This window comes from Brachybacterium sp. GCM10030267 (assembly GCF_042666875.1).
Lineage (GTDB): Bacteria > Actinomycetota > Actinomycetes > Actinomycetales > Dermabacteraceae > Brachybacterium.
Map to the genome: position 1 here is coordinate 99,612 of NZ_JBHTCX010000003.1, position 13,378 is coordinate 112,989.

The 13,378-nt window shown below is 72.5% G+C and carries 8 protein-coding genes; 3 read left to right on the forward strand and 5 right to left on the reverse strand.

Features of this window, described 5'->3' with window-relative positions; translation table 11 throughout:
* Positions 1 to 94 precede the first annotated feature (94 nt).
* The 3 genes from ACFQS2_RS02955 to ACFQS2_RS02965 all read left to right on the forward strand — a co-directional run bounded on the left by ACFQS2_RS02955 (position 95) and on the right by ACFQS2_RS02965 (position 7,027).
* The gene (locus ACFQS2_RS02955) at positions 95 to 2,896 is read left to right on the forward strand and encodes a PD-(D/E)XK nuclease family protein (protein ID WP_377792692.1); all 2,802 of its coding nucleotides are present in this window, start codon (positions 95 to 97) and stop codon (positions 2,894 to 2,896) included.
* Positions 2,893 to 6,300: a UvrD-helicase domain-containing protein gene (locus ACFQS2_RS02960; protein ID WP_377792693.1), complete on the forward strand. Its 3,408-nt coding sequence runs from the start codon at positions 2,893 to 2,895 to the stop codon at positions 6,298 to 6,300. The genes ACFQS2_RS02955 and ACFQS2_RS02960 overlap by 4 nt, the downstream gene beginning before the upstream one ends.
* 100 nt (positions 6,301 to 6,400) lie before the next feature.
* A complete protein-coding gene (locus tag ACFQS2_RS02965) occupies positions 6,401 to 7,027 on the forward strand; it encodes a nucleoside/nucleotide kinase family protein (protein WP_377016369.1) in 627 nt (208 codons plus the stop codon).
* Positions 7,028 to 7,320: 293 nt separating this feature from the next.
* Here ACFQS2_RS02965 and ACFQS2_RS02970 read toward each other — a convergent pair whose 3' ends face one another.
* The 5 genes from ACFQS2_RS02970 to ACFQS2_RS02990 all read right to left on the reverse strand — a co-directional run bounded on the left by ACFQS2_RS02970 (position 7,321) and on the right by ACFQS2_RS02990 (position 13,121).
* Positions 7,321 to 7,818 carry an FBP domain-containing protein gene (locus ACFQS2_RS02970; protein WP_377015830.1) on the reverse strand — a complete coding sequence of 166 codons (498 nt, stop codon included), beginning with the start codon at positions 7,816 to 7,818 and terminating at the stop codon, positions 7,321 to 7,323.
* A 461-nt stretch (positions 7,819 to 8,279) separates the two neighbouring features.
* Positions 8,280 to 9,167: an aldo/keto reductase gene (locus tag ACFQS2_RS02975; protein WP_377015828.1), complete on the reverse strand. Its 888-nt coding sequence runs from the start codon at positions 9,165 to 9,167 to the stop codon at positions 8,280 to 8,282.
* 36 nt (positions 9,168 to 9,203) lie between these two features.
* Complete coding sequence (locus ACFQS2_RS02980; RefSeq protein WP_377015825.1) at positions 9,204 to 10,202, reverse strand: LacI family DNA-binding transcriptional regulator; 999 nt, start codon at positions 10,200 to 10,202, stop codon at positions 9,204 to 9,206.
* Between the two features lie 97 nt (positions 10,203 to 10,299).
* Entirely contained in the window at positions 10,300 to 11,967 is a 1,668-nt protein-coding gene (locus tag ACFQS2_RS02985) for a fucose isomerase (protein ID WP_377015822.1), read from the reverse strand.
* Positions 11,964 to 13,121, reverse strand: coding sequence for a glycoside hydrolase family 172 protein (locus tag ACFQS2_RS02990; protein WP_377015819.1), 1,158 nt, complete (start codon positions 13,119 to 13,121; stop codon positions 11,964 to 11,966). The genes ACFQS2_RS02985 and ACFQS2_RS02990 overlap by 4 nt, the downstream gene beginning before the upstream one ends.
* Positions 13,122 to 13,378 lie beyond the last annotated feature (257 nt).

Below are 13,378 nucleotides of genomic sequence, written 5' to 3' on the forward strand. Positions count from 1 at the left end.
CCGGGTCGCGCGCTGAACCGTCGGCCCGCTCCTCTACTGTGGAACCGCACGCGCCGGCCCGGGCGTGCGAGGAGCCGAGGAGCAGGAAGCCCAGATGCAGATCGAGTTCGGCTGGTCCCTGGACAACGCCGCCTGGGCGGACGGCTCGGCGGCGACGGGGACGGTGCGGATGGGGCCGCGCTCACTGGTCCATCTGCTGCAGACGCGGCTCGCGCTGACCCGCCCGGACGTCCACCCGGCGGTGCGCATCGCGCAGTACTCCCGGGCGATCGCCGCCGCCGATCACCCCTGGCCGCGCGCCTCCTTCGCCGCGGACCCGTGGGCGACCTCGGCGACCCTGCTGACCTGGCGGGACGCCGCCGTGGTGGCCGGGGCCGAGCTCCGGGGCCATTCTGAACTGCCTGCGCGCATCGATGCCCTGCGCAGCATCGAGGAGCAGATCCGCGGGGCCGACGGGTCCGCGAGCGGGGGCCCCGCTCTCGCCCTCTCCCCCGGTGCGTCCGACGATCTGCGCGAGCTCGTCGACCTGCTCGAGTCCGTGGTGGCGAGCGGGTCGCCGTGGCCGCTGGGCATCGAGATCATCCGCTGCCACGAGGATCCGCAGCGGCTGCCCGGGCTGTGGGGACGCCTGCTGATGCTGCTGGAAGCCGCGGGCGTCGCCCTGGTGCGGCCGGCCCCCGGTTCCGGTGCCGGCGACGCGGGCCGGCCGGAGCTGGTCATCGTCGAGGCGGAGGACGAGTGGGCGGCCGCCGAGACCGCCGCCCGGTACCTCGCCGGCCGCGCGGCCGAGCCCGCTCCCGTCGGCAGCGCCCCGTCGCTGCAGGTCCTCGCCACCGCGGACACCGTCCTCCTGGACCAGGAGCTGCATCGTCGCGGCCAGGCGGCCCTCGGGGTCGCCGAGCCGTCGGCCGATCGCACCGCGCTGCAGATCCTCCCCCTCTACCTCTCGATCGCCATCGCCCCCGTGGACGTGCAGCAGCTCGCGGCCTTCCTCGATCTGCGGGTGCTCGATGCGCCCGAGGACGATCGCGACCCCGTCGGCCTCGTCCCGCGGCCCGTGCGACGCGGCTTCCTGGACGCGATCGCCCAGGAGCCCGGCACCGGCGGCCCCGCCTGGAACGCCGTGCTCCAGCAGCTCGCCGCCGACGTCCAGGGGGCCGGCCCCGAGGAGCGGCCCCGGGCCGAGACCGCCCTGGCCACCGCGCAGTCGCTCTCCGACCTGGTCACCTCGCCCCTGCAGCCCGAGACGCTGACCCCGGCCCGGCTGCGCGAGGCGACTGCGTGGCTTCAGACGCGGCTGCGCAGCCTCGGCCAGGGCGATGCCGGACTGCTGCGTGCCTCGGCGCATCTCGCGGTCTTCCACGACGTGCTAGACACGCTCCCCGCCGGCCACGTCCTGGGCCGCCGGGAACTCGCCCAGATCCTCGAGGCCGCCGGCGGCCGCGCCGCCTCCCCCTTCGCCCGGCCGGAGGCCACCGCCGCGTGGCGCACCTGCACCCGGCCCTCCCAGCTGCTCCCGCGCGGCGGGGACGTGCTGTGGTGGGGAGCCGACCGCCACGATGCCGCCACCGGCGTGACCTGGGACGACGCCGAGGTAGGCGCGCTGGTGGAGCTGGGGGCGCGCATCCTGGACCCGGCCCACGTGGCCGCCCTGGAGACCGAGGCCGGCCTGCGCGGGCTCTCCGGCGCCGACCGCCTCATCGTCGTGCGCACCCGTACCCGCGCGCAGAAGGCCACCGCCCCGGCCTCCCTCCTCGCCCACCTCGCGGCGGAGCGGGCCGGGGTCGGCGAGGATGTCGCCGCGGTGCTGTCCCGCCACACCCACGCGCCCGCCGATGCCATCGGCCACGGGGTCTGGGAACTCGCCGGGGCGCGCCGCGAGCTCAGCATGCCCGCCCGGACCCGGCCCCCGCAGCTGCCCGGGACGCTGACCAAGCACGCCGGCCCCGCGCCGCACCTGCTGCCGCGCTCCCTGTCGTACTCCCAGGCGGAGAACCTGCTGGGCTGCCGGCAGAAATGGACCTACCGCTCCGGGCTGGGGATCCGCCCCGCCTCGGTCTCCAGCGTGCCCACCGGCAACCAGATGATCGGCACCCTGGTGCACGCGGTGGTCGAGGATCTCGTGGACACCGCCCGAGCCGCGGGCCGGATGGGCCCGCCCACCGGCGAGGAGATCGGCGCCGCATTCGACGCCAAGGTCCCCCAGCTCGCCTCGGAGCTGCTGCTGCCCGGCCGCGAGGTCGAGCTGACCACCACCCGCGAGAACGCCGTCACCTCCCTGCAGGAGTTCTTCGCCCGGCTGGTCGAGGCGGGGCTGACCATCACGTCGGTCGAGTCGAGATTCGAGGAGACCCTCACCCTGCATCTGCGCAGCGGTGACGTGGACGTCCCGTTCACGGGCTTCCGCGACGTGGTCGCCGAGGACTCCGCGGGCCGGCCCACGGTGATCGACCTGAAGTGGACGGCCGCCGCCACCAAGTACCCCGACCTGTTCGAGACCGGCGAAGCGCTGCAGCTGGCCTCCTACGCCTGGTCGCTGCACCGCCAGGACGCCGAGGTCGGCTACTACCTGCTCAAGCAGGGCGAGTTCGTCTCCGCCAACCCGGCGCTGGATCCCCACGGCCGGCCGACGCTCGACATCGACGCCGCCTGGTCCACGACGACGACCGGCATCACCGAGGCGCTGGACGCGATCCGCGATGGCGAGGTCGACGCCGCCTCCGGACAGATCCTGCTCGATGCCGGCCAGGATCTCGCCACCGCGCGCACGACCGCCAAGAAGACCTACGAGAAGGCCCGGGAGGCGGCCCGCGCCGACGGTGGGATCGTGGTCGACGCCCGCTGCGACTTCTGCGATTTCGCCCTGCTGTGCGGGCTGAGAGGCGACGACTCATGAGCTTCACCCTGATCAATGCCTCCGCCGGCTCCGGCAAGACGTACACGCTGACCCGCGAGCTCGCCCAGCGGATCGCCGCGGGCCTGGATCCCTCCCAGATCATCGCGACCACCTTCACCGTCAAGGCGGCCGACGAGCTCGCCCAGCGCGTGCGCTCCACCCTGCTGGACCGGGGCCAGATCGAGGCGGCGCGCGGCATCGACAGCGCCCTGCTGGGCACGGTGAACTCGGTGGCCGGCCGCCTCGTGACGGAGTACGCGCTGGACGCCGGGATCTCCCCGGACGTCGAGGTCCTGGACCAGACCACGCAGAAGGCCGCGTTCTCCGCCGCCATCGCCCGCACGGCCGCCGTGGCCGGGGCCCGCTGGGCGGCGATGCTCGCGCGCACCGAGCACGACGGCGACGAGAACGACACCGGGTTCGGGGTGCGCAAGCAGGCCTGGCGCGGCCGGGTGAAGGACGTCGCCGACGCCGCCCGCACCAACCTCCTCGGCGCCGAGGAGCTGCGCGCCGCCGCCCCGGCCTCGTGGGAGGAGTTCCGGGCCTCGGCCGGGCTGCCGGAGCCCGGCGAGGACCTGCGCTCTCGCTGGCTGCACCGGCTGGGGCAGTGCCTGGAGGACCTCGAGGCGGACCTGACCGCCTCCGTCGGCCCCGACGGCGAGCCCGTGCGCGGCGGGCCCATCGCAGCGCGCAGCGTCCCCGGGGCCCGCAGCGACCTCGAGGCGCTGCGGACGCTGCAGCGCCGGCTCGCCGATCAGGGCCGGGCCCCGTGGTCGAGCTGGCTGAAGCTCGCCCGCGGCGCCGAGACCGATGCGAAGGGGAAGTCCCGCGGAGCCTTCCGCGCGCCGGCGAACCAGGCGCTGATGCCGCTGTCGATCGAGATCTCGGAGACCTTCGCCCAGAACCCTGCCTGGCAGCAGGACCTCCGGGATCTGATCACGCTGATCCTGGAGACCGCGGCGGAGTCCCTGGAGGCCTACGAGGACTACAAGCGCGAGCTGGGCCTGATCGACTTCATCGACCAGGAGGTGCGCGCCCTGCGCCTGCTCCAGGAGTCCCCGCGCGTGCGCGCCTCCGTCGCCTCGAGGTTCCGCCTGCTCGCGGTCGACGAGTTCCAGGACACCTCCCCCATCCAGCTCGCCCTGTTCCTCGAGCTCTCCCAGCTGATCGAGGAGAAGATCTGGGTGGGTGATCCCAAGCAGGCCATCTACGGGTTCCGCGACGCCGACCCGCGTCTGATGGGCGACATCATCGCCGCGCTCGAGGGCGGTGGCACCGTGTTCGGGCAGGGCACGGTCGAGAACCTGTCCCACTCCTGGCGTTCCCAGGAGCTGCTGGTGCGGCTGACCAACGCCGTGTTCACCCCCGTGTTCGCACCCGACGGCGGGGACACCTCGCGCATCACCCTGTCGATCCCGCCGGCCCGCGCGGCCAGCGCCGGCGACGGCGCCCTCGAGGTGTGGGAGGCCAGGAAGCAGCGTCGAGGTGTGCTCGGGGCCGACAAGCATGCCGCGATGATCGCCGAACAGATCCGCCGCCGGATCGAGGACGGCACCTTCACCCCCGCCAGCACAGCTGTCCTGGTGCGCAGCAACGCTCAGCGCAGTGCCGTCGTCGCCGCCCTGCAGAGACGCGGTGTGCCCACCGCCGGTGCCGCCCATCCCCTGCTGGCCACCCGCGAGGCGCAGCTGGTGCGCGCGGCCCTGGCCGTCACGCTCGACGGCAGCGACACGCTCGCCCTGACCGAGCTGGTCACCCTGCTCGAGGATCACGCTGCCCATGACAGCTGGTTCCGCGACCTGATGGCCGCTCCCGACGCGGAGGCGCGCCGGGCGGTCTTCGCCACCTGGTGGAACGACGACTCCCTCGCCGGTCTGCGCGAGGTGCGGCGGGCCTGCATCGGCTTCACTCCCGCCGAGATGATCAGCGCCCTGATCGACGCCCTCGACCTGCCCCAGCGACTCAAGAGCTGGAGCGAGCAGGGCTCGCGCCGCCGCACCCTGGATGCCCTGCGGTCGCTGGCCGAGGAGACCACGGCCCGGCGCCGCGCCGAGGGCTCTCCGGTGACCCTGACGGGCCTGCGGGCAGATCTGGACGCCTGGGAGGAGGGCCCCGATCTCTCCGGGCTGCCCGACGCGGTCTGGGTGGGCACCATCCACGGCGCGAAGGGCCTGGAATGGGACCACGTCGTCACCTACCTGGCCGCTTCCGAGAAGGAGCGCGACCACGCCCACGGCGTGCTGGTCTCGACCCCGGGCGACATCGACGTGACCTCCCCGCTGGCCGGCCGCACCTTGCGCTTCTGGCCCGAGGTCCCCGCTCCGCAGGAGATCGCCGAGAATCTGGCGGCCTCCGAGTTCGCCACCCGCCGCGCGAGGGCGGAGGCCGAGGAGGCGGGCCGCCTGCACTACGTCGCCCTCACCCGCGCCGCCCGTACCGCGGTGCTGGCCGTCCCCGGTCCGGCGACGGTGCTGGACGGGCTCGTGCCGCCGCAGGCCGCGGCGGCAGCCTCACCCTCTGCTGCCGCCTCCGGCGGCGCAGCAGGAGGCTCCGGCGCAGACGCAACCGGCGCAACTGGGGAAGCTGGGGTAGCCGGGACAGCCACCGTCGGCGAGCCGGCGCAGCTGGTGCGCTGGTCCGACGACGCCATCACGGTCCTCGGCACGGCGGACCCGCTGCCCGCTCGTGTGACCCGGGTCGACATCGACGAGCTCATGGATACCGTGCCCACGAAACTGCCGCCCGGGGAGGACCCGCTGGCCGCGACCGATGTGCCCCTGCGGCCCGAGCAGACCGCCGCAGCAGGTGTCGTGCACTCCGCCGCGCGCTTCCAGGCCTCGGCCACAGACTCGGCCGACACCCTCGGCGAGGTGGCCCCACCCCGGTCCATCGGCCCCGCTCTGGTCTCCGGCGGCGGCCCGCAGTGGGAACGGGTCGGCGAGGCGGTCCACGCGTACCTGGCACTGCCGCTCGCGGCGCTCTCTGCCGAGCAGCGCGAGGCGGCCGCCGAGCGGCTGCTGGAGCGCTGGTCCGTGACCCGCACCGTCGGCCCATCGGTGCTGCTCGAGGCCGGTGCCTCCTGGGCTTCGTTCCTCGCTGCCGAGTTCCCCGGCGCCGTGCAGCTCACCGAGCAGCCCATCACCTGGTGGAACGAGGACGCGCAGGTGATGGAGGGCTGGATCGACACCCTGCTGCGACTTCCCGACGGTGACGTCGTCCTCGTCGACCACAAGAGCTACCCCGGCACGGACCCCGTCACCCACGTGCGCGAGCAGTACCTCGGCCAGATGTCCACCTACTCCCGCGCCCTCACCGCAGCCGGCACCCGGCCCCAGCGCATCCTCATCCACCTGCCCCTGCGCGGAGAGGTCGTGGAGGTGATGTTGCATGAGCACGCCCGCTGACCGCGGCAGGTCCGCTGACCGTGGCAAGCCCGCCGTCCGCAGCGAGCCAACTACCCGCGCCAGACCAGCAGAAGGCGGCGGAGGGCCGCCCGTGCTGTCGATGGAGGAGGCGACGGCCCGCGCGCTGACCCTGCTCGATGAGGCGATGCGGTCCGGGACGCGCCGTCTGCTCGGCATCGCCGGGGCACCCGGCGCCGGGAAGTCCACGCTCACGGATGTGCTGATCGAGCAGCTGCCCGCCGGGTCCTGCATCGTCGTCCCCATGGACGGCTTCCATCTGGCGGACGTCGCGCTCGAGCGACTGGGCAGGCTGGAGCGCAAGGGCGCCCCGGACACCTTCGACGCCGCCGGCTACGTGGCGCTGCTGCAGCGGCTGCGCACCGCGCGTCGGCAGGATCCGCCGGTGTGGGCGCCGATGTTCGAACGCGACCTCGAGCAGCCCCTGGCCGGAGCGATCGAGGTTGCCGGCCACGTGCCGCTGGTGATCACCGAGGGCAACTACCTCCTGGCCGACGATGCCTTCGCCCATGTGCGCACGATGCTCGATGCCCGCTGGTTCGTGGAGACGCCCGACGAGGTACGTCACGAGCGCCTGATCGCCCGCCACGAACGGTTCGGCAAGAGCCCCGCCCGGGCCCGCGACTGGGCGCTGGGGCCGGACGAGGCCAATGCCCGCCTGGTCGCCGCCACGCGGGACCGGGCCGATGCCGTCGTGCGCTGCGGCTGACCGGGCCTGCCGATCAGCGCCCGCCAGCGCTCGCCGAGCCACGAGCCCGGTCCTGCCCGAGCCAGTTGTCCAGCACGTTCCGGTCGGTCTCCCCACGCCCGCCGGAGCACCCCCTCTGAGTGGCCGTTAAGGGCACCTCAAAGCGGCCTCACTGCGGGGGTGCTCGACGTGGAGCGGCCTCACAACGAGGATGCTCGACGTGGAGCGGCCCCACAACGAGGATGCTCGGCATGGGGGCACGTCGGTGCCGGCCCTGGCAATGGCTCCGCGGCGTGCGCTGCGGCTGACGCCGGTCAGCGGGTGCGCACGGAGCGCACGAACGCTGCCGAGCGCTCCTGCAGCCCCGCGATCTTCTGCTCGCGGTAGTACTCCAGCAGTGCCGGGTCCTCGGTGCGGATCTCGACCGGGGTCGGCGCCCGTCGCACGTTCTTCGAGCAGCGGAAGTCCGCGCAGATCGCGGTGCCGATGGAGTTGCCGCGCCGGCCGGAGTCCCCGGCGAGCGGGGCCACGAAGGACGCGGCGTGGAGGCCGTCGATGACGTCCTCGCACCACGCGCACAGCATCTTGCGGGTGGGAGAGGTGTCGTTGCCGCGCAGCAACAGGCAGGCCACGAAGCCGTCGACCTCGAGGGCGACGTAGTGCAGACGGGGACGCTTGGCGTCCTGCCAGCCGAGGTAGTCCAGCTGGTCCCACCGGACCTGGGCGAGGTCGGGCAGGCTCGCCCGCTTGGCGTCGCCCTTGCTGGCGTTGACGAAGGAGCTGCGGATCTGGGACTCGGTCAGGGGGTTCATGGGTGTGTCCTCACGACGGGCGCGCGGGACCGCCCCGTACTCGGACGGGTGTCCCTGCGCGCGGGAGAGTGTTCAGGTGAGCGTCGTGGTGGCGTGCGGGCACGCCGAGGTCACACCGAGCAGGCCGCGTGGGCCGCCCCGCTTCCTGCATGCGTCGTGGGCATGCTGTGCTCCTCTCCCGTCATGGACGCGGACACGCTACGCCCGGCGTGGACAGCCGGCAACCCGATTGAGGCGCGCATCGCCCCGCCAGGGCCCGAAGGTTCCGTTGCTGCTGCCCGCCACGGGTCGACACCGCCGTCGTTGTCGTTATGGCGTACGCATAGCGACCACTACGGCGGTGTCGGCGCCAGGATCACACGGACAATCCCCGGGACCAGGCGATGATCTCGCCGGGATCAGACGGACATCCCCCGGGATCAGGCAAGCATCCCTGGGGATCAGACGGACGCTGCCCGGGGTCAGGCGATGATCTCGCCGAGCTCGGCGAGATCGGTGTCGGTGAGCTCGAGCGTCATGGCGCGCGCGGAATCGACGATGGACTCCGGGCGGCCCGCGCCAGGGATCGGGACCACGTGCTCGCCGAGGGAGAGCTCCCAGGCGAGGACGACCTGCTGCGGGCTGACGGCGTGGGCCTCGGCGATGCGCTGGATCTGCGGGAACCGCTCCCCCACGGCGCGGGCGCCGCCGCCGGTGCCGCCCAGCGGCGACCACGGGACGAAGGCGATCCCGTGCTCACCGCAGTGGCGCAGCTCGCCGGCGCTGGTATGGAAGAACGTGGGCGAGAACTGGTTCTGCACGGCGGCGAGACCGCCGTCGCCGAGCACCTCGCGGGCCACGTCGATCTCCTCGACGTTGGCGTTGGAGATACCGATCTCGCGGATCAGGCCCTCCTCGCGCAGGGCGGCCAGGGCCTCGACGCCCTCGGCGTAGCGGATGCTGCGGTCGGGCCGGTGCCAGTAGTAGAGGTCGACGCTGTCGGTGCCCAGAGCGTTCAGCGACTTCTCCAGCGCGGAGCGGAGGTAGGCGGCGGAACCGTCGCGGCCGCTGACCTCGCCCTCGCTGCGGGTGATGCCGCCCTTGGTGGCAAGGGTGATCGCGGAGCTGTCCCCGCTCCAGGAGCCCAGGGCCTCGGCGACCAGCTTCTCGTTGTGGCCCATCGTGTCCCAGCTGGGGGCGTAGATGTCCGCGGTGTCGATGAGGGTGATCCCGGCGTCGAGGGCGGCGTGGATGGTCGCGATCGCCTGCTCGTGCGGGACGGGCTCGGAGCGGCCGAAGGAGACGGGCATGGCGCCCAGTCCGAGGGCGGAGACGGTCAGGGATCCGATGCGGCGCGTGGGTGCAGTCATGGGAGGATCCTATGTCTCAGCTCACAGCGCGGGGACTCAACTGCGCGGCTGCGTGGACTCGCGCTCGATGATCCGTGAGCGCAGCAGCGTGGTGGAGGGGTCCTCGTCGGGGTTGGCCATGCGCTGTCCGAGCATGCGAGCCGCGGCCCGGCTGGTGGCGCGCACCGGCTGGTGGACGACGGAGATCGACGGGGTGACCAGGCGAGTCCACAGATCGTCGTCGGTGGCCAGCAGCGCCGGCACCTCGCTCTTGCCGCGCACCGCCTCGAAGGCCCCGGCGGACATGCGGTTGTTGGTGACGTAGACGCAGTCCGCCGCGGCGCCCTCGAGGATCTGCTCCATCATCGCGGTGCCGGATTCAACGTGGAGGTCACCGCGCAGCACGGCGGAGTCGTCCACGTCGACGCCGGCCTCGCGCCATGCCGTGAGGTACCCGGCCACGCGGTCCTCGGTGGTGCGCAGGTCCGTCGGCCCTGCGATCACGGCCGGGCGGCGGAAACCGCGCTCGTGCAGATGGCGGGCGGCCTGGCGGCCGGCGTCGAGGTTGTCGGTGGCGACCAGGTCCGTGTTCGCCCCCTCGATCCAGCGATCCACGAGCACCACCGGGATGCCGGCATCGGCCAGCGGCGTCAGATCGGTCAGGGTGCTGTGGACCGGGACCAGCAGCACCCCGGAGACGTGCCGACCCACCAGCTGGGCGAAGCATTCGCGCTCGACCTCGAGGTCGTCCTCGGTGTGGGCGACCGTCACCGAGTGGTTCCGGCCGCGGGCGATCCGCTCCACCTCACTGATGATCTGGGTGAAGTAGGGGTTCTCCGCATCCGGCGCGACCACGGCGATCTGCGAGGTGCCGCCGCGGCGCAGGGACCGGCCCATGGCGTTGGGCACGTACCCGGTCGAGCGGACCGCCGCCCGCACTCTCCGGGTGAGCTCCTTGTCGACCGTGGAGGCACCGTTCATCACCCGCGAGACCGTCGCCGAGGACACCCCCGCTGCGCGCGCCACGTCCATGATCGTCGGCCGTGGCGTCACCATGTGCTTCTCCTGGGTCGTTCCGGTGGTCCGGTCGGTTCATGCCCTCTTCGGGCGGCGACGGGAGAGCCCGTGCCCGTCGCTCGGTCCCGGACGTCGCTCAGTCCTGGACGATCTCGGCATCGCCGCACAGGTGCACGATGACCCCGAGACGCTCGAAGAAAGCTGCCTTCGCGGTCAAGGCGCGGTCGGCCGCGCCCTGGTCATCAGCGTAGACGAGCTGGGCATGGTTGGCCTTGTGCCGGCCCATGAACTGGTCACGGCTCACGCCGTGCAGCACCACGTTCGCGATCGGCCACTCGGGGTTGGTGAGCTCCTTGCGGCGGCGCACCTCCTCCTCGGGCAGCTCGACGACGCTGCCGCGGCCGAGGTCGACGTGCAGGCCGCCGTCCTGGATGTAGACGCGGGACCAGACGATCTCGCCGGGCTTGGAGACGCCGTTGATGGTCGAGCCGCCGGCAGGGAAGAACGCCGGGCCCTGCCGGCAGCCTTCCGCGTCGGCGTAGCCGCGAGGGAAGTGACTGGGCGGGACGGAGCCGGAGATCTCGTAGACCCACACGTACTGCCCGTCGTACTCCTCGCCCCAGCGGACGTCGTGCAGCGTGGTGGCGGGGTCCATGCCCATCGCGGTCCACAGGCGATTAGTGACCAGCGCATCGACGGCCACGCCCTCGTCGACCTCGTTGAAGTTCGGCAGGGCCTGGCCCTCCCACAGCACGCGGGAGCCGTCACGGCTGGTCACCGGGGGGCGCTGGACGTTGTTGAGCAGACCTTCGACGAGGTCCGAGGCCGGGGTGACGTCCTTGAGTCCCTGCTGGTACTGGATGCCCACGGCGTCCAGGCCGAAGTCGTCGCTGATCCGCAGCGCCGCGATGTACATCTTGTACTGCCCGCGCAGCTGGTTCTCGGTGAGCTCGGTGGCCTCGTCGGTGCCGAGTCGGAACGTCATCCCGGCCTCCTGCAGCCAGGCGCCGACGGCGTCGGCCTCCTCGTCGGTGACCGTCTGCATCTCGGCCCACAGGGCGGACTGCGAGAGCCGCTCCTTGTAGATGCCCAGCGGGTTGAGCATCTCGTCGTCGATGATCGCGTTGTACATGCCCATGCAGCCCTCGTCGAATATGCCGATGATGGCCTTGTCGGCGCGGAGCTGATCGGCCAGGGCCCGGCCCAGCTCGACCTCGGCATTGGCGGGCAGGGGCGGCAGCGGACGCACGTGGCGCTCGTCGTGCTCGAGGCGGCCGGTGGAGAGCCAGGTGGCCACGCCCTCGCGGAACCAGTCGTCGGTGCCGTCGACCGTCCAGAGGGTGGAGTACTCGCGGCCCATCTTGGTCAGGCCGCCGTTGAGGTTCAGCAGGCCCACCAGGCCCGGCCACTCGGGCGCGAAGTTCGCCACCGTCAGGATCGGGCCGCGGTGGCTGCGCAGCCCGGCGAGGACGTGGTGGCTGTACTGCCAGTTGGCGGTGGCCACGATCAGCGGCGCCTCGGGCGGGATGTGCTTGAACACCTCGATGCCCATGCGCTGGGAGCGGATGAAGCCGTGGCCCGCCTCCGGGTCCGGTTCGAAGCCGCGCCGCACCTGCCCTCCGGCGGCGCCGACGGCGTCGGAGACGAGACGCTCGAGCTCCTGCTGGAACGGCCAGGCGGGGAGGTTCGCGCTCTCGCGCGAGTCACCGCTGGGGATGAGGTAGACGGTGTTCTCCGGGGCGGGGGCGACCTCGCGGGGCGCCGGGAGGTCGTAGTTGCGCTGGGCGGCGGTGGTGGTGGTCATGAGCGCTCTCCCGAGTTGTGGTCGGTGCGGGCGGGACCGGCGGGGCTGTGGGGAGCGGCGCCGGATCCCAGGTGGATCTCCATGTCCTCGAACGTCGGGGCCGACGGGCGGGCCGTGGCGGGCCGGTCGAGGTAGAACACGGCGGTGGAGGCGATGTCGTCGCGCAGCGGCAGGTAGCGCCCGGCGGACTTCCACCCCAGCGCCTGGATGTCCACGCGCGGCAGGCCGGTGGAGAAGTGGATCGGGTCGGCGATGTGCCAGCGGTACATGCCGAAGCGCTGCTGGGCGATGTAGAGACCGTCGGGCCGGATCACCTGCGGCATGCCCAGGTACGGGGTGGAGAAGGCGGTGTACCCCTGGCCGGGGATGTCGAAGTTCCAGGCGCCGCCGAAGTAGTCCTCGGTGCCGGTGCCGGCGATCGTCGGGAAGCCACCGTCCCGGCCGCTGGCGAGGTCGTCGTCCATGTAGAACTTGATCTCGCCCTCGCCCCACCAGCCGTTGGAGTTCACGCCCCAGGCGATGTAGGTGCCCACGTACTGTCCGTGACCCTCGACGTCCTCGAGCAGCACGTGCTCGGTGGCCTCATCGAGGGGGTTGGAGCGCCGCCATTGGGCGTGGAAGTAGGCGTCCTCGCTGTGGTCACCGCCCAGCTCGTAGGTCACCTGGTAGTAGACGCGGGCGTCGGCGTCGGCCGTGTTCTCGAGGGTCAGGCGCGCGCCCTCGCAGAAGGGCATCGGCCAGTACGAGTTGAAGCCGCCGTGCGGATTGGCGGCGACCATCTGCGAGTCGACCTGCGAGAACACGCCCCAGCCGTTGCAGAAGAAGTCGCCGTAGGGGACTTCGACCGCGGGCTCGTCGCTGCCGTCCCAGTAGGCGCGCACCACCAGGTGGCGCCAGTGGTCGGTGTGGGTGGTGATCCAGATGTGGGTGATGACGCCGGCGGAGTCGATGTCGGCGAGGGTGAAGGTCTCCCCCGCCTTCACGTCGACGCTCGGCGAGACCTTCCAGCCCTGCCCGAGATCGCGCGCGGCCTCCGCGCCGGTGCCGTCGGTGGCGCGGCCTCCGCCGCCCGGGGAGCCGTCGAAGTTCTCGGGACTGATGGAGCGGGTCTGCACGGGACGCAGGCGGGCGACGGGGCTGGGAAGGTGGGTCACGCGGGTACTCCCTGGGAGTCGGATCAACGGTGATTCGTCGTCGGGGCCCCACCCCGCCATATCGCAGGGAGGAACCGGAGCAGAGGACGGCGGGTGGGAAACGATTACTGGCACGATACGAGAGGCGGCGCGCACCGTCAATCCACCCGGGCCCGGGTGCGGGGGGGTGGAGCCCGACAGTGGTCCACGAGCCGTGGTTGACGCCGATCGCCCCTGCCTCTACCGTAGCGATAAATCGATTACTGACGACGGCCGGG